This window comes from Kitasatospora sp. NPDC093558, assembly GCF_040683475.1.
Lineage (GTDB): Bacteria > Actinomycetota > Actinomycetes > Streptomycetales > Streptomycetaceae > Kitasatospora.
Window position 1 is genome coordinate 1 of the sequence record NZ_JBFBDY010000002.1, and the last position, 17,726, is coordinate 17,726.

Below are 17,726 nucleotides of genomic sequence, written 5' to 3' on the forward strand. Positions count from 1 at the left end.
ACAACACCACCCCGGTGCCGCCCCCTGACTCCTGGTGGGGGGTCTGGCGGGCGCCGGGCGGCCCCGCGGGGGGGGGGCCGGGGGGGGGCGCGGGCGCCCCGGGGAACCCGCCCGCGGCGGCCGCCGCCCCGCCCCGGTTCGACCTCAAGGACCCGGTGCCGATGTTCGAGCTCAGCCCTGACTTCGTCGCGGGCAAGGCGCAGGCAACCCCCGAGGCCGCACTGCGGCTCACCTATCTGGCCTCCCGGGTGACCGCCTCCGACGGTCACCAGGCCGCCGTGCTACTTACTCCCCAAGGCACTGGCGCCTCCGCCGCCTCGGGCAGCAGCGGGCAGAACGTCGGTGCCGAGGGCTGGCAGCTGGCCGGCATCCGCGACGGCGACACCGACCTCGGCCTTGCCGAACGCGGCACCCCACAGGCCCACACCTTCAGCGAGCCGCAGATCCACGCCTGGTACCGGATCACCACCGACGGCATGGTCGAGCCGCTCAACGAGGAAGCCAACAGCGGTCTCGGCGGACAGCACGGCATTCCCCTCGCCGCCTACCAGAAGCTCGTCGCCACCCGCTACGGCGACAAACTGCCCGGCTCGGAATACGACCACAAGGGCCTGGCCGGCGGCTTCGCCGGCCTGGCGGACGGCCGGCCGCAGCAGACCCCCAGCGCGACCGCAGCTCCGTCGACCGGACCTGACTGGACGCCGGCGGCGCTCACCGGCGCCGCGGCCCTCTCCGCGGTCGGCGCCGCCATGGCGTACCGGCGTCGCCGACAGGCCGCCACTACGCGCTGACCCATCCCAAGCCCCCGGCGCCGGTCCCCCCGGAGTCACTGGCCGGCGCCGGGCCACACGCTGCCATGGCCGTGCGTCCGCCGACGACCGCCCACCGGAAGCCGCACCGATCGATCCGGCCGCCCCGCCTACCGCGTCAGCCATGCGAGCGATGCCGCGGGTGGTGCCTTGCGATTCAAGACGCACGTCCCGCACAGAAAGGCCGCATGAGTGCGCCCCGTCATGTCCTCCGTCCAGTCCGGGGCGGCGCATCCGGTCGCTTCGCCCGGACCTGGGTCACTCGTCCCGGAGTCCGCTCCAGCACCGGTGTTCGTCTCCCGGTCCGGCTTCCGGGGCCGCCTGCTGCGAGGTATCGGTTGGCCGGTCAGTGTGATCGGCTCGATCCTGGCGGCCGCGATGATCACCAGCCTGATCGGTATGCAGTCCGACGCGCCGCCCATCGACATCCCGCCCCGGCACACCACTCTGCCGACGTCCACGCCTGCGCCAGGGTCCCCTGCCGCTTCGCCGGCACCTGGTACGACCGCGCCGACACCGCATCCGTGACCCTCCGCAAGCGCCCCCGAGCGCTCCCGTCACGTCACCCACGCCGCCGGGCTTTCACGGCGTCCGCCCACGCCCGGCCTCTGCAGAACCCGCTCCAGGAGCATCCTTGTCCCGTCACCAACGCCCTCGGCAGTCGCTGCGGCGCCAGCGCCGGTTGGCGGCACCGCCGCTGCGCTTCTTCATGCCCCTGTGTCTGCTAACCTGTCTGCTCGCGCTGCTGGTGCTGCGCGGCCTCGCCACCAACGAGGTGTTCCACGACAACCAGGTCGCGCCGTCCATCGACAAGACCACGGTCCCGCAGAGCGTCCTGACCGGCGGCCCGATCGTCGACGCCCGGGGGGTGAACAACGCCAGTCCGGTGAGCTATCGGGTGCCGGACCACACCGCCGTGCTGAGTTTCGACGACGGCCCGTCCCCGGAGTGGACGCCGAAGATCCTGGACCTGCTGGCCGCGTACCGCATCCACGCCAGCTTCTTCGTCACCGGCTCCATGACCTCACGTAATCCCGACCTGATCCGCAGGATCGTCGCGGGCGGCCACGAGATCGGCGTCCACACCTTCACCCACCCCGACCTGGCGCTCGAGTCCCAGACTCGGATCGCCTGGGAGCTGGCCCAGACACAGCTGGCACTGGCCGGGGTCGCGGGCGTGCACAGTTCGCTGTTCCGCCCGCCGTACTCCTCGACGGCGGACGCGCTGGACGACGCCTCCTATCCGGTGGTCAAGTACGTCGGCGAGCACGGCTACCTCACCGCGTTCATCGACTCCGACACCGACGACTGGCAGCTCCCGGGCACCGACAAGATCGTGAAGGCCGCCATGCCGAGCAAGCCGGGAGCGGGCGAGCTGATCCTGCTGCACGACGCCGGCGGCGACCGCTCACAGACCGTCACCGCGCTCGGGAAGATCATCGACAACCTCCGGAACCAGGGCTACCACTTCGCCACCATCTCCGAGGCACTCGGAGCGTCCCCTGCCACGGTGCCGGTGCACGGCCTCCCCCTGTGGGCGGGCAAAGCCTTCATCTGGACCACCAAGTTCGCGGTCCTCCTGCTACCGGTGCTGGTCGGCCTGCTGGCCTTCGTCGGCTTCCTGAACTTCGGCCGCTTCGCCCTGATGATCGTGCTCGCCACGCGCCACGCCCGTCGCACCCGGCGCCCGGACTTCGCCTGGGGACCACCCGTCACCGAACCGGTCACCGTCCTGGTCCCGGCCTACAACGAACGCGAGTGCATCTCCCACACCCTCAACTCGCTTGCCGCCAGCGACCATCCGATCGAGGTCGTCGTCATCGACGACGGCTCCACCGACGGCACGGCCGACATCGTCGAGGAAATGGACCTGCCGTTCGTCCGACTGATCCGCAAGGCCAACGGCGGCAAGTCCACCGCCCTCAACGCCGGGATCGCCGCCGCCTCGCACGACATCATCGTGATGATGGACGGCGACACCGTCTTCGAACCCTCCACCGTCCGGGAACTGGTCCAGCCCTTCAGCGACCCCACCGTCGGCGCGGCGGCCGGCAACGCCAAGGTCGGCAACCGGCAGACGCTCATCGGTGCCTGGCAGCACATCGAGTACGTCCTCGGCTTCAACCTCGACCGCCGCATGTACGACATGCTCAACATCATGCCGACCATCCCCGGAGCGATCGGCGCCTTCCGCCGGGACGCACTGCGGCGGGTCGGCGGAATGAGCGACGACACGCTCGCCGAGGACACCGACATCACCATGGCCCTGCTCCGCGATGGCTGGCGGATCGTCTACGCCGAACGGGCCCGGGCCTGGACCGAGGCACCCGCCAGCATCCAGCAGCTCTGGTCCCAACGCTACCGATGGAGTTACGGCACCATGCAGGCGATGTGGAAACACCGCCGCTCGCTCACCGCCCGCGGCCCCGCCGGCCGCTTCGGACGGCTCGCACTGCCCACGGTGGCACTGTTCGGCGTCGTCTGCCCGTTGCTGGCCCCCCTCATCGACGTCTTCTTCCTCTACGGCGTGCTCTTCGTGGACGCCCCGCTGACCATCTCCGCCTGGGCCGGATTCCTCCTCGTCCAGGGCGCACTCGCTTGGTACGCCTTCCGGCTGGACGGCGAGAAACCCTGGCACCTCATCACTCTGCCGGTCCAACAGGTGGCCTACCGGCAACTGATGTACACCGTCCTGCTGCAGTCCTCGATCACCGCGCTCACCGGAGGCCGACTGCGCTGGCAGAAACTGCGGCGCACCGGCGAGGTCGCCGCCCCTGTGGAGGCCTGACCATGGACCGTTCCCTCATCCAGGACACCCTCCAACTCCGCATACCGCCGTCCCCGCCTCCGCAGCGGCCGTCCGCAGAGCCGTCCTCGCAACCGCTGAAACACAACGGCGGCGGCCGCGACCGCTACCTCGACCTGCTGCGTGCCCTGGCACTGATCCGCGTCGTGGCCTACCACAACTTCAGTTGGTCCTGGCTGCCGACCATCTTCCCCTCCATGGGCGTGATGTTCGCCCTGGCCGGCTCGCTCATGGCCCGCTCGCTCGCCCGCCCGGCGCTCGGCGTCATCCGCGGCCGACTACGGCGTCTGCTTCCGCCCATGTGGCTGTTCGGCGCCATCACGCTCACCGCCATGCTCCTCGACGGCTGGGGACCGAACTCCGAAGGCCACCCCGGCCGGTGGTGGCCAGAGCTGGCCTTCTGGATCCTCCCGCTCAGCACCCCGCCCTACCCCACGTCCCCGCTGCCCGGATTCCACATCCTGCAGACCAGCTGGGCCGAACAGGCCGCGGTACCCCTGTGGTACCTACGCGCCTACCTCTGGTACGTCCTGCTCTCCCCGCTGATGCTGCACGCACTCCGCCGCCGCCCATGGACCACGCTGCTCACCCCACTGGCACTGTGCCTGGCCATCAACTCGGGCCTGTTCACCGCCGAAGGCCGCATCTGGGAAACAGCCGGCGACTTCGCCACCTTCGGCTCCTGCTGGCTTCTCGGCATGGCCCACCAGGAAGGCATACTCAAAAAGCTCGCGCCCTACCTCATACCCTCCGTCGCACCACTCATCATGGCCGCGGGCCTGTACTGGCTACTCACCCGCCCGGTCGACCCCTACACTCCCACCGACATGGACAGCGTGCCCATCGCCCAGGCCCTGTGGTCCTTCGGCTACGTCGCCCTGCTCCTCCACCTCAGCCCGTCCTGGAACCAATGGCCAAAACCACTCCAGCGCTGGAACGGCCTGGTCGGACTACTCAACGCGCGCGCCGTCAGCATCTACCTCTGGCACACCACCGCCCTCATCCTCGCCATCCCACTCACCGACACCCTCTGGTCCGTCAACTTCCTCTACCAACACGCGCAATGGCTGCTCACCAGCCCATGGTTGCCACTGATGACAGCGATCCCACTCATCGGCCTCCAGGTCCTCATCTTCGGCTGGATGGAAGACGTCGCCGCCAAGCGGCCCCTACGACTCTTCCCCTGGCCCCGCCGCCCACACGGCAAGCGGCGAGCGTGATCCACCAGGTTGGGTCGGCCGCGCGGCGAGGTGCCTGCCCGAGGCAGGTCCTTTTCCGCACGGCCTCCCGCCGAACCGGACATGACAGTTTCCTGGTCATCCGGCTCTCCAGTGATCACAACGTGAGTGATCCGGCCGTTCGTGCTTCGTGGATGCGGTCATGGCAGGCGGCGCAGGCCACGAGGGTCTTGCGCCGCCGGTCGAGCATGACGCGCGCCCAGTCGGACGGCGGCCATCCGGCGCGAGCGAGATCGGCAAGGGCCCGGACATGATGCACCTGGACATCACCGGTGGCCCCGCAGACCTCGCACGTGTCCGCCAGGAGCCGGGTGATCAGCTCCTTCTGCGGATAGTCCACCCAGACAGGCCGACGGTCGACGACCTTCGCCGACCGCTGCTGCTGGAGAGGGATTCCACCGAACCGTGCCACCAGCGGTTGCCTGTTCTTCCGCTCGATGCGGGCCTCGAAGCAGATTCGGGGCCCATTGGGTGTGTCGATCCTGGCCTTGCGCTTGGCGGCCATCTTCGACGCGGTCGAACGGTGCTTGCCTGCAAGGGTCTTGAGCATGGAGGTTTCCATGACCCACTGCAGCCGGTGCAGCCGGAAGACGTCTCCGGCGAGCAGGTAGTACTGGACGATGCCCCGGTAGACGGCCCCAAACGTGGCAACGATCGCGTGATCGCTGCCGTTGGTCAGTTCCGTTCGCTTCGCGGGCTTGCCACGAACCAGGTAGGGCTCGCACTTGGCCTTGATCACGTCCCGGGGGACACGGAGGGCGATCTGACCGTTGACCCTTCGGTAGCGGCCGGTCTTCTTCGTGTCGTTGTGCTGGGTCGTGACCTCGTAGCCGAGGAACCGCGCCGCCCGGGTGCGGGCGTGGGTGATCAACGTCTTTTCCTGGGAGAGTTCCAGCTTGAGTTCGTCACGCAGGAACTCGGCCAGGCGCCGTTTGATCTGCTCGGCCTCGGCTTTCGGTCCGGTAAATCCGAGGAGGTGGTCGTCTGCGTAGCGGACATAACGCAGCCTGCGATATGACGGATCGTTCGGATCCGCGCTCGGCAGGCTGGTCATCCGCTGACGCAATGTCCGGGCCTGGACCTGGGCACCGCGCCGGCGGGCTTTCGCCAGCAGATTCTGCAACTCCAGGTATGCCGGGTTCCTGGCCCGGCGCTCTCCGCGGGTGTACTCCGGGATCAGAACTTTCTCGACGAACTCGTCCAGCCTGTGCAGGTAGATGTTGGACAGGATCGGGGAAGCCACTCCGCCTTGCGGCGCTCCGGAGAGCGTGGCTCCCCATTTCCAGTCCTCCAGGTATCCGGCTGTGAGCATGTTGCGCACCAGCCGCAGGAACCGCTGGTCATGGATCTTCTCGCCGAGGATCGACAGCAAGACCTGATGGTCCAGGCTGCCGAAGCAGTCAGCGATGTCCCCTTCAATGAACCAGGAAGTCCCGGTCCAGGTGTGGGCCACCTCCCGCAGCGCGGTGTGGCAGCCCCGGCGGGGACGGAATCCATGGGATCGGTCGGAGAACGTCGGCTCGTAGTACGCCTCCAACAGCAGGCGGACCACCTCGCCGACGAGCTTGTCCGACCAGGACGGCAGACCCAGCGGTCGCGTCGTCCCGTTCTTCTTCGGGATGTGCACGCGCCTGACCGGCTTGAAGCGGTAACGCTCGTGACGCATCGCCTCGATGATCCGGCCGATCTTCCGCTGGGACATGCCGTCCACGGTCTCCGGCGTGACCCCGGGCGTCATCGCGCCATGGTTGGCGTAGATGCGGCCGTAGGCCAGCAGATACAACTGCGGGTTGAACAACTGTCGATACAGCTCATCGCACGGCAGATGGCGCCTGCCGCGCTCACGCAGGACACCCAGCACCGTTGCGGCGCTCTGCATTTCGCATACCTCCCCATATCCGGGTGTCCGAATCACCTGGCCTCCTTCGCCCTGCGGACGGCTTTCCCGCCCTCCCCGGCCGGGCGTTACTCCGGCGACTACTACGAGGCCTCCGTCGCCATAAGACTCGCGTCCCGTAGGCGATCCCACGTTCGTCCCTGTCTGTACGTTCTAGCGCGACACAGGCGTCCCACTCATCTCCTTGAATGTCCTCGCTGGACATCGCTCCGCGCTCCGGAGGTGCACCACCTCAACCAATCGACGGCGGTGCAGAGTGCGGCGTCGGTTTCAGCTGTCTTTCCGACGGATGGGAACTTGCATCTTCTGGAGATTGGGCTTCAAACAATCCAGTCTTCGCCATATCGCGCGGGCCGCCCAGCACACCGTCCCTGACAACTGGGCCCGGTCACCGGTTTACTGACATGCTCTTGTCCCCTTCACCTTTCGGATCCAGGTGAGTCATCCGGCCCAGGAACCTCCTTCCGAGTTCCTCCCGGCTGAGCCGGGGATACAAACAGAGCGCCTCGTGGCGCACAGGCCCCGTTCGACCACCCACCGTCTTTTCACGACGCCAAATCCAGGGACGTCGCACTTTCGGTGGACGACTTCGACGTCGATGCCCAATTCGCGCCGTGCTCGACGACGGCGTTCTTGGAGCCGGTGTCGACAACCTGTTCCCCTCAAGAACGACGGCCGAGAGATCCCCAGGACGGCGCCGATCCGGCGACGCAGGTACCCCAACCAGGTTGACGGAGCGCCGAGGAAGGCGGGGCAGTCTCTCGTCGGCGCTCAGCAGCCGTGCTGGGCCCGGAGGTTGTTCAGGATGTCCCGGAAGCCGTCGATCAGCACGGACAGGCCTGTCTCGAAGGCGAGTTCGCGGAAGTCGGGCGGAGCGTTCAGCAGCGGGCCGAGCACATGCCGATCCGGGGGATCGCCCGGCACTGGGTATCTCGAAGAACACGATGAAACGGGCCCTGGCCAGCGATCGGCCGCCGGTCTACCAGCGGCCGCTGAAGGGCTCGGCGGTGGACGCCGTGGAGCCCGCGATCCGCGAGCTGCTCAAGCAGACCCCGACAAAGGTGACGAATGTCCGCATTGTCGCATCCGAAAACCGCCAAAAGGCGGCCTACTCTTTACGAGTAGACCGCCTCTGACCTGCGACATCACTGTCGGGACGACAGGATTTGAACCTGCGACCCCTTGACCCCCAGTCAAGGGGTTCAACTATTGTCGGCAGCCGGGACCTCAAGGTCTCGGCTTCTTTGATGTTCAACTAGACTGAGGTACGCGTGAGTTGGAGACTCTCAGCGGAAGTGATGCCACGAACTCCTGACGGTGGCCCAGTGTTTACTTTGCGCACAAGCGTCCGCTTTCGACCATCAGCGTTCATGAGCGCTCAGCTCGCGTGGTCCCAAAGTGGTCCCAGGGCCAGCGACCCCGCTGCAGCTACTGCCGGTGACCGAGATCTGTCGGCCCTTCAGCAAGCACCACCGTGCGCGCCCGACAACCGGTGCGCCGGCCGGCTCCTGCGGGCGGATCACGGTCGCTTACCTACCGGCTACAGATCGTGACCTTCCGGGCGGTGTGTCGTCTTGAGCGTGTCTTCGCCATGTGGATCTGAGTGCTTCGCGCACCGCCCCGCACGCTCTGCCGCCACACCCGGCGCGGAAGCCACTCTTGCCCCAGTGGCACCACCCAGTCCGAGAGAAGGGGAAGCTCATGGGACAGCGTGCGCAGCGTGGTCGGGTGTACCGGCGGTGTGGTTGTTCGGACGGGCAGAGGAGGCAGTTGGGTCCGTGGTGTGTGCGGTTGCTGGAGGAGGCGGGTCATGGGTCGTGGACGTACTGCGTCGACCTGACCCCTGAGGACGGGAAGCGGAAGACCCGTCGGCGCGGCGGGTTCGCCAGCCGCGCCGAGGCGGCCCGGGAGATGCGGGCGGTACTGGACGGTGAGCTGCGCGGTGTCTACGAGGACCGCCGCATGACCGTCGCGAGCTTCTTGCGGCAGTGGCTGGCAGTGAAGAAGGAGGAGCTCGCGCCGAACACCTACGCCGGCTACGAGGCATGCATCGAGCGAGACCTGATCCCCGCCTTCGGCCACTACCGGCTGCCCGACCTGCGCCCGAAGCACATCGCGCGCTGGATCGCCGCCCAGCGCAAGGCCAAGCGCGGCAAGGTCACCGTCCACCGGATCGTCTCCACCCTGCGCAACGCCCTCAACGCCGCCGTGCGCGCCTGGGGGCTGCGCTACAACCCCGCCAAACACTCCGTCCCCGCCAATCCCCGCGCCGCCAAGCGCACCTGCTGGACCCCCGACGAGGCCGCCACCTTCCTGCGCCACGGAGCCGAGCACTACGCCGACCAGCTCACCGACCTGTTCGAGGTCATGCTCGGCACCGGCATGCGCCGCGGCGAGATCCTCGCCCTCCACTGGTCCGACGTCCACCTCATGGACCGCAAGCTCTACGTCCGCTGGACCCTCGCCGCGCCGCTGCCGACCGCCTCCTCGAACGGGACCCGTTCGGGCCGCCGGAGCTGTTCTCCGACATCAACCCCACCGCCGCAGCCGTCGCCGCGGCCCATTGGCCCGCTGCCGCAGCCGAGGTCGCGGCAGAAGCCTCCGGCAAGGCGCCAACCGCAGTGGTCGTGGAGTCCGACAACACGGCAGGCCATCGATACCCTCAGCACCGCCCTCCGCGATCACGCAGACGGCACAGCCAAACTCGGCGACGGCAACGATCCGCCACTTTGTGCACGGACGTTGCCATCAACTACTGCCGCCAGACGCCCAGAAGCCCCGCTGAAGCCCGGATTCAACGGGGTTTCCTATTCAGCGCATCAGGGCCGAATACACCAAGCAAGCAGCCCAGAAGGCGACAATCGCTAAATTAGACCTGGGCGATCCGCCAAATTGTCGAGCAGTTGACGCGCAACCGCAGCCACAGCAATGTCGGAGTCCTGCGTAAGCGACTCTATGATTTCCCTGGACGCCGCCACCGCCGCCCTAGACTTCTTCTCCCAGGAGACCTTTTCCTCATAAAATGAACGGTACTGCGGCGCGGCAGCAGCCGCAGCATCGGCCCATTGCCGGGCAGAATTTACAGCGGCAACCAACCGCAGGATCTCAACCCGACAATTCACATCGGGAATTTCTGCCAATTCCATAAGAAATGGAATTACGCTAGCCGTGGCCTCCGCGAGAACAAATCCCAACGCACACACCCGATCCGCCAGCTCATCAATGGCATCACGAGCATCGTTCTCGCCGGCCCAGGCCAACTTTGCAAGCAACGCCGGAATTTCTACCGCCGAACCAGTAGCGTCAGAGAGTTCGCCCCATCGAACAGCAGAGAGTCGCTTGAGTGGTCTTCCCATTGCATCACCCTTTGAATAGGTCAGTTACCTGGAGTCTCGACATCACGGCCTGGCACTGCGGACACGCCGGGAGCAAGTCCCTGTATCGGGCGTGGTCAAATGGCTTTCGGAGCATCGCCAGACTACTGCTTCCACGCACCAGGTCACCAGCCTCCATCGCCTGGGCGATGCAGCCTATTTCGGCACACCCTCCGTGATGGCCAGTTTGATCAATAACTCGACGCAACGGCAGGGGGAGACTCCTCAAGGCCTCACTCGATCTGCGGGTGCTGATATCGAAATAAGTATTCCCTGAAGGTGTCAACAGAACACTCGCCGCACCCTCATTCTTCCCAGGTGCAAGCCTGGCCAGATCCGTGTACGCCCGGAGATCACACTCCAAGGCGCTCGCATTGTGCACGAGGACGGGCCTAGCCCCCGCCAGCACATAATACGTATGGAGGAAGTTAACGGTGAGGTTGTGGGTGGTGACGGCGTAGGGGTAGTTGTGGAGAGACTGGATGGTGAGGGTGCTGCCGTCTGACTGGCGGAGGCGTTCGCCTGGGGCAAGTTCGCCTGCGTCGACCCACTGTTGGCGAGTTTCGCTCCAGTAGGGGTGGTGGTAGGTCGAGGTGATCTTCGACTGGGGGGCGTTCGGGGCCGTGTCGATGGTGAGGGTGAGGTCGGTGAAGTCCTTGTCGTCGGGGGTGGTGATGGTGGCGGTGACGGGTTCGGGGCGGGTCTCGCCGGTCTGAGGGTCGGTCGCCATGACGACGTCGCCCTCGTGGATGTCCTCGATCGACTTGAGCGAGCCATCGGCCATCAGCACCTTGGTGCCAGTGGGGAAGCTGTTTCGGCAGCCAGCAGGGGCTGCTTCCTCGGCTTCCTTGGCGACCGCCTTGCTCTCGGTACCTGCAGCGTCTGTTGCTACTTCCTTTGCTGCTTTTTCTTCTGCGGCCTTGGCTGCTGCTGCTTCTGCCGCACGTGCTTCGGCAGCTGCTGTTCGGGCAGTGACGACGGCTGCTTCGGCTTCCTTGGCGAGGCGTTCACCGGCCTTGATGGCGTCGTAGGCCTTGCCGATCTCCTTGTAGATCTTGAAGGCCTGGATGCCGATCTTGATGGCCTTGAAGATCTTGCCCCAGGGGACGGCGTTGAGGGCGGTGTTGATGCAGGCCATGACGTCGCCCTTGGTGAAGCAGTCGCGGGCGTCGTTGAAGCCGATCAGTTCTCCGACGAGGTCGATGACCTTGTGGACGATCTCGTCACGCTTGTGCTTGGCCTGGTTGACGGCGTCGTCCGCGTCCTGCTTCGCCTTCACTGCCGCCTGCACGGCTGCGGTGGGCGGCGGGGTCGGGGTTGCGGCGACGACCGGGCTGTAGGTGAAGACTGCGTCGACGGCGCGGCCAGTGCTGGCCACCGTGTCCGAGTGGTTGTTAGCGCACTCGGCCGGGGTGTCGCAGGCGACCTTCAGGCCGTTGGCGTCGGCCTTGTTGATCGGGCTGTTGTTGGCGTAGGCGTAGGCGTTCCACTGCTGTGGGTCTCCGGCGTCGGTGACAGGGTCAGGGCTGATGAAGCGGCCCGTCCTGGAGTCGTACTCGCGTGCGCCGAGGAGGGTGAAGCCGGTGGCCTTCTCCTTGGTCCCGCCGACGAATCCCTTGTCGCCGGCCCACATGCCGTCGCCGGGCTGCGGACCGCGGTCGTTGCCGAAGGGGTCGGTGGGGCGGCGGACCTGGGCGAGGTTGTAGGCGTCGAATTGGACCCCGTTGGTGCCGTGGGGGTCCGCGGACTGGTAGGCCAGTGTGGACTGGCCGTTGACGATGGTGCGGGTGATGGACAGGCCGTTGGGTGCCCCGTAACTGCGGATGTTGGTGACGGCCCCGGTGGTGGTGTCCAGGCTGAGCTGGTCGGCGCCGAGGTTGAGCGTCGTCTTACCCGGGTCGCGGCGGATGAGCTGGTTTCCGGTGAGGTCGTACAGGTAGCTGGTGGCGCCGCTCTGGCCGGTGCCGGTGATCTGGTCGAGCTTGCCCTGGGCGTTCCAGGTGAGGTTCCTGGTGCCGGGGGTGTCGGTGATCGAGGTGGTGTTGCCGACGGCGTCGTAGGTGTACGACGTCACGGCGGTTCCGGCCGGGCCGGTCTGGGTGGACTTCAGCAGGGCGTGCGGACCGCCGGTGCCGCCGCCCGTCCTCGGGTCGGTGGACGGGGTGTTGGGGCCGCTGCCGAAGCCCTGGGTGGTGGTGACGTCCTTGGTGGCGTCGCCGGTGATGTCCTTCTGCACCAGCTTCGTGCGGTTGCCGATCAGGTCGTACTCGTACTGCTGCCAGTACGGCGCCGGCCCGCCGACACTCGGCCTGCCGCCATCCGTCGACGGCCCGTTGGTGTTGGTGCAGGAGCCGACGCCGGGGACGCTGGGCTGCGGCGCGGTGGTCTGGCTGCCGGTGTCGGTCCAGGCCTGGGTGAGCCGGCCGAGGTAGTCGTGATTGAAGCACTGCAGGTCGGCGACCTGACCGTCCTGCGCGTTGCGGGCCGAGGTGAGCTGGCCGAGCGGGTTGTAGGTGTAGTCGATGGCGTCGACACTCGCGGTGGGCGCGTTCTCCTTGTCGAGGATCGAGCGGGTGACGCGGCCGGTGGCGTTGTCGACCAGCATGGTGGCAACCACATGAGCTCCGGGCCCGCCCAGTGTTGTGCGGATCGACCTGCCGTACACGTCGTACCGGACGTCGGCCACGAACGTGGTGGCCGGGTTGAATCCGAACGCGCTGCTGAGCGAACCGAGCTGGCCCACGGTGTCCGTAGTGAAGGTCAGCGTCTCGCGGCCCATGCCGGCCACCGCCGGCATCACCGTGCTCGCCAGCCGGCCGGCCTCGTCATAGGTGTTGTCGGTCTGGTAGGTGCCTGCGAGATTGCCCTCGACCGCGGGAATGGTGGTCTTGGCGCCGAGCTCGCGGTAACCGACGTCGTAGCCGGTGATCTCCGAGGTGTACGCTGCCCCGCTCGCACCGCCGACGTAGCGGGTCGAGGAGGTCGGCTTGCCCAGGGCCAGCGTGTCGTAGGTCCAGCTCGCGACCTGCTTGGCCGGGTCTGGCGCCGTGCCCTCGTAGGCCGCGACCTTGCGCCCGAGCAGGTCGGTGACGGTGGTGGCGCTGACGCCGCGGGAGTCGGTGGCGGTGGCGAGGTTCCTGCTGTCGTCGTACGCGGTGGTGCCGATGCCCGAGTCCGGGTCTGTGGACTTCACGGGGCGGCCGAGCAGGTCGTACTCGTAAGTCCAGAGGTTGCCGGCCGCGTCCTTGCGCCACGACTCCTTGCCTGCCGGCGTGTAGCCGTAGGTGGTCTCGTCGTACGGGCCGGTCGGGGTGTTGGCCTTGTACTGGCGCAGGGAGATGGTGTTGCCCCGGGCGTCCTTGACGGTTGCGGAGGCGTAACCGCCCGCCGGCGGGGTGGTGCGGACTTCGTCGGCGCCGAGGAAGTCGGTGTGGGAACGCCACTGCTCGATGCCGTAGGACTGGAAGACCGAGTCGGTGACCCTCCCCATGCCGTTGTACAGCTGGACGGTCTGCGCGGGGACCTTGCTGTCCGGCTGCACTCCCCCGTTGGGCAGGAAGAGCTGTCCGCCGGGCGAGGCCTCGTCGTTGTAGAAGGCGGCGCTGGACTTGGTCTGCCAGCCGTGGGAATCAAACCGCGCCTCGGTGATCATTCGGCCGGTGGCGCCCGAGGGAACGCTGGCCTGGGTCTGGCGCACGCGGCCGAGGCCGTCGTAGATCGTGTAGCTGGAGGTGTAGGTCGGGGTGGAGTCAGACAGGGTGCTGCCCATCAGCGCCTGGGTGAGCACGTAGGAGGGCGCGTTGATGCCGTTGACGGAATAGGAGAACTTCCGGTTCGGGTTGTTCGGGTTCCTCCCGCGGTCGTTGCCCGGACTCCAGCCGGCGACCGAGCGGCCGAGGGCGTCGAACTCCTGCTCGCTGACCCGCCCGTTCTCATCCGTGACCTTCAGCGGGGAGCCGCGGCCGACGTCGAGGATGCTGACGCTCTGCCAGCCCATGGGGTTGGTGTGGGTGACCTGGGTCGGCAACTGCCCGGTGGCCGGGGAGTAGTCCGTCCTGGTCTCGGCGCCCGTCGGGTGGCCGGCGTCGGTGCGGGTCGGGTCGACGGTGCTGATGATCCGGCCGTAGGCGTCGAAACGCGTGCGGGCGGTAGTGCGGTAGACCGGTCGGCCGGAGTCGTCGTAGCGCTCCAACACCTCGGTCGCGGTCTGCTCCGACGTGGTACCGGTCTGGCCGAGCGACAGGTTGTCGAAGTACGACCGGGTGTCGGCGACCGTGTTGTCCTTCGTCGCGGTCTGGCCGCAGGCGCCCTTGAGGACCAGGGTGCGTGCGGCCAGCTGGGTCAGCGCCCCGTTCGGGCCGGTGGCGTACGTGAAGGACGTGCAGAGCAGCTGTTCGGGATGGGCCAGGTCACCGTTGTCGTAGACCGCGGTCGGCCGGGCGTAGACCGTGCCGTCGTACTGGGTGGAGCGCTCGCTGGTGCGCCAGCCGTTGGCCAGCTTGTCGCGGTTGGTCACCTTGGCGGCGTTGACAGCGCGGGCCGTGATGGGCGGCATGCCGCCCGGCTGGCTGCGGGTGGCGGTGACGGGGCCGATCCACGGGTCGGAGACCACGGTGGAGACGGCGCTGCCGTTCACCGCGTCGTAGTTGGCGGTGTCGCGGATGTAGCCGGCCAGGACGTTGTCGTCGGTGATGCTCCCGCCGTTCACGTCGGCCACCGACACCTGACGCTTGCTGCCGTTGGCGAGGACGTCACCGTCCATGCCACGGAGGAAGGTGGAGACCGTCATGGTACGCGGCGCCTCGACACCGCTGCCGTTGCCGGTGAGCGTCGTGACGGTGGCGTAGCCGCGGAACTGGTCCCAGGTGCGGGTCTTGGGGTCGGCCAGGGCGGAGTCGTTGCGGTGCCAGGCCGCACCACCGCCGTAGATGTAGGTGGCGACGACCGGGACTTGGTCGGTCACCGCGTCCTGCTGAGTGACGGACTGGACGATGATCTTGTTGAACCAGTCGTTGGCCGGGTCCGGCGCGGACTGCCCCGGCATGTACCACTTGACCGGCATGCAGGCCATCGTGTTGCCGTCCTCGGAGGACGGCATCTTGCCGCCGGCCTCGCGCGAGCACTCGGCGGGCTGGTAGACGACGTTGATGAATCCACCGGTCTCGGTGGTGATCTGCTGGATCCGCGGACGCTTGAACGGCTCGACGGACATGGCCGTTCCGTCCGGCCAGACCACCTGCCCTGCGACGCGGTTGGCGATCGGGAGCGGCTTGAAGGAGACCGGCGGAACCGAGATCTTCGTGCGGCCGTTGGTGGCGGAGCGCTGAATGGAGTCCAGCCACAGCGAGGGCGAAGTGCCGTCCCCCGAGGGCGGGAACGACTGGTTCAGAGCATAGGAGTCCACCGGGCGGTAGCCGGAACCGTCCCAGACCTCGGTGTCGATCTGCGACAGCCGCTTGGTGGTCCAGAACGTGGGTGAGTTGATGGAGCAGTCGCCGGTCGCGTCACAGGTCTGGTCGACCGGGGTGTCGGCCCATGCCTTGGCGTTCGCCTTGCGCTGGGACGGGTCGCAATTGGTCGTCGCATCGGCGAAGCAGCGCTCGGCCGTACGGAACCACACCTGGGCGGCCGGGTTGGCCTTGCCCTTGGCGGCGATCTGATCGGGAAGACGCTGGCCGTAGCCGACCCAGACCGGGTAGCTGCCACGCTGGTACTGGGTCCGAGGGCCGTTGCCGTTGTTCTGGCCGCCGCCCTGGACGTAGTAGTTCTGCTCCTGCTCGTACCGGTAGGTGATCAGGTTCTGGTGCGGGTCGACGACGTAGTCCAGCGACCACTGCCAGCCCATCTGGGACCAGGAGTTGGTGGCGGGCGAGCCGTCCTTCAGGCAGGGGTCCTGTCCGCCCGGCCAGTAGATCGGCACGGTGGAGACGGAGTTGGCGGCCTGGTCGGTGCCGTCCCCGCCCGGCAGGTGGTTGGCACCGAAGTAAAACTGGGTGCCGTCGAGGGTGGTGACCCGCCAGGCTTCACCGTTCCAGGAGCCATTGTTCTGACCGGTCAGACGCTCGACCTTGGTGCCGTCCTCGCCCTGGAGGTGCCACTCGCAGGACTTGTCGTCCTTGACCAGCTGGCCGGCATGGCCGGCGAGCGACAGTTGGAGCAGGTCACCACCCCAGCATTGGTCCCCTGAGTTCTGGACACCTGCGTCCTTGCACGCCTTGTAGCCCCGGACGATGGATCCGGGATGCCACTCCCAGCCCTCACCGATCCACGACGGCTGGGCGTTGGTGGAAGCGGTCTTGCCGTCCACGGAGGACGAGTCGTAGCCGAGCGAGACGCTGGGTGCGGCGCCGGCGAGCGCGGAGGGCAGCTCGACGGTGTAGCCGTAGGTGAAGTTGCCCGCGTTGGCGCCGGCCTGCCAGGCGGCCGAGGGGGTGATCGGGGACGCGGTGAAGTCACCGGTGCTGCCCTTGGAACTCGCCTCGACCGCGAGCGCCACCGCGGGGGTGGCCGATGCCTGCGGACTCGCGAAGGCACTGGAGGCAAGGGACTTGGTCGCGGCCCCGCTCGCCTGCGGGACCTCGACCTCCGCGACCAGACGGCCGGTCGCCTCGTCACGGTGGGACGCCACCGGGGTGCGCGTGGTGCACCCGGGCACACCGGGCGTGGTCAGCGCGCAACCGGGCAGCTGAACGATCCTGGCCCGGGACGCCCAGTCGGCGCCGGCGTTCTGCGCCCAGGACCGGGTGTCCACACCGATCTGGACGCGGCCGGGAACCGCCCCCTCACCGGTGTCCGTGAGGGCGACGAGCGCCCCGTTGACTCCGGCGGATTTGGCCGTGCCCTGATCGGCGAGTTCGACCTGGACGCTTGCTGCGCCGTCCTTGGCCGGGGCCAGCGGTACGGCCCTGGACATGGGCTTCGCGCCCTGCGTCGTGGCTATCCACACGGGCAGCGCGCCGGCCTGAACCGGCGCACCCGCAGCGGCAATTGTGGGTGACTCGCCCGTTCCGGCCTGCGCAGACATCGCACGGGCACCGGCACTGCCGAGGACCGCGACGGCTCTGCCGGCGGGCGGGCTGGAGTCTGCCGGCGGCGACCACTTCTTCCCCGTGTCCACGGTACGAGCGGAGGGCTTGGCGTCCGTGCCCTTCACCGGCTGAGTCGCTGGCAGCGGAGTGTTCGGCGGCACCCAGATCTTGTCCTTGGCCCCCGCGGCAACGGCCTCCGCTGAAGGAATCGTCACCAGGGACATGAAGACGGCCAGTGCTGCAAGGGCAGCGACTCTCGTCCGGCGATGGCGTGTGAACAAACGGGCACGACGTGACAACTGATCCCCCCAAATGAGTTGAGCCTCAGGAGACTCGACTGCGGATCCAGGCCACAGCGCACCCTATGTGCACACGATCGACCACGGAAAGTTAATCCTTAAAAAACGCTTATGTGATCAACATCACCCCGAGTGCAATGCATCATGAGCCCCGACAACTCGGACAGTCGGACAGGGAAAGCCTTTGACAGTGGACGAACCGCAACGGCAGCGTGCGGCTGGCCTGCACTCAATTCCCAAACCATGATGGGAACTTCATGTTGAGGTCGAAACTT

9 protein-coding genes and 2 pseudogenes are annotated in these 17,726 nt (G+C 67.4%); 6 read left to right on the forward strand and 5 right to left on the reverse strand.

Features of this window, described 5'->3' with window-relative positions; translation table 11 throughout:
- Positions 1–161 precede the first annotated feature (161 nt).
- The 3 genes from AB0O00_RS00390 (at position 162) to AB0O00_RS00400 (ending at position 4,835) form a co-directional block, all read left to right on the forward strand.
- Positions 162–791: a hypothetical protein gene (locus tag AB0O00_RS00390; RefSeq protein ID WP_363647497.1), complete on the forward strand. Its 630-nt coding sequence runs from the start codon at positions 162–164 to the stop codon at positions 789–791.
- Positions 792–1,518: 727 nt separating this feature from the next.
- Positions 1,519–3,597 carry a glycosyltransferase gene (locus AB0O00_RS00395; protein WP_363647579.1) on the forward strand — a complete coding sequence of 693 codons (2,079 nt, stop codon included), beginning with the start codon at positions 1,519–1,521 and terminating at the stop codon, positions 3,595–3,597.
- A 2-nt stretch (positions 3,598–3,599) separates the two neighbouring features.
- Entirely contained in the window at positions 3,600–4,835 is a 1,236-nt protein-coding gene (locus AB0O00_RS00400; RefSeq protein ID WP_363647499.1) for an acyltransferase, read from the forward strand.
- Positions 4,836–4,950: 115 nt separating this feature from the next.
- Here the strand turns inward: AB0O00_RS00400 and AB0O00_RS00405 are convergent, their stop codons facing one another.
- From AB0O00_RS00405 to AB0O00_RS00415, 3 genes and pseudogenes are all read right to left on the reverse strand, one after another.
- Complete coding sequence (locus tag AB0O00_RS00405; protein ID WP_363647501.1) at positions 4,951–6,732, reverse strand: reverse transcriptase domain-containing protein; 1,782 nt, start codon at positions 6,730–6,732, stop codon at positions 4,951–4,953.
- 540 nt (positions 6,733–7,272) lie between these two features.
- Positions 7,273–7,400 (reverse strand): annotated as a pseudogene (locus AB0O00_RS00410) (IS5/IS1182 family transposase); the annotation flags it as partial.
- Positions 7,401–7,521: 121 nt separating this feature from the next.
- A complete protein-coding gene (locus tag AB0O00_RS00415; protein WP_363647503.1) occupies positions 7,522–7,647 on the reverse strand; it encodes a hypothetical protein in 126 nt (41 codons plus the stop codon).
- A 47-nt stretch (positions 7,648–7,694) separates the two neighbouring features.
- Here AB0O00_RS00415 and AB0O00_RS00420 point away from each other — a divergent pair, with 47 nt between their 5' ends.
- The 3 genes and pseudogenes from AB0O00_RS00420 (at position 7,695) to AB0O00_RS00430 (ending at position 9,618) form a co-directional block, all read left to right on the forward strand.
- Entirely contained in the window at positions 7,695–7,886 is a 192-nt protein-coding gene (locus tag AB0O00_RS00420) for a hypothetical protein (protein WP_363647505.1), read from the forward strand.
- Between the two features lie 565 nt (positions 7,887–8,451).
- Positions 8,452–8,661, forward strand: a pseudogene (locus AB0O00_RS00425) (Arm DNA-binding domain-containing protein); the annotation flags it as partial.
- A 51-nt stretch (positions 8,662–8,712) separates the two neighbouring features.
- Positions 8,713–9,618 (forward strand): site-specific integrase, encoded by a 906-nt coding sequence (locus AB0O00_RS00430; protein ID WP_363647581.1) that lies wholly within the window; start codon positions 8,713–8,715, stop codon positions 9,616–9,618.
- On the opposite strand, the gene AB0O00_RS00435 is transcribed toward AB0O00_RS00430, so the two are convergent.
- Positions 9,615–10,106 (reverse strand): hypothetical protein, encoded by a 492-nt coding sequence (locus AB0O00_RS00435; RefSeq protein WP_363647507.1) that lies wholly within the window; start codon positions 10,104–10,106, stop codon positions 9,615–9,617. The two genes, AB0O00_RS00430 and AB0O00_RS00435, sit on opposite strands and share 4 nt — an antisense overlap.
- A 4-nt stretch (positions 10,107–10,110) precedes the next feature.
- Positions 10,111–17,037: a polymorphic toxin-type HINT domain-containing protein gene (locus AB0O00_RS00440; RefSeq protein ID WP_363647509.1), complete on the reverse strand. Its 6,927-nt coding sequence runs from the start codon at positions 17,035–17,037 to the stop codon at positions 10,111–10,113.
- Positions 17,038–17,726 lie beyond the last annotated feature (689 nt).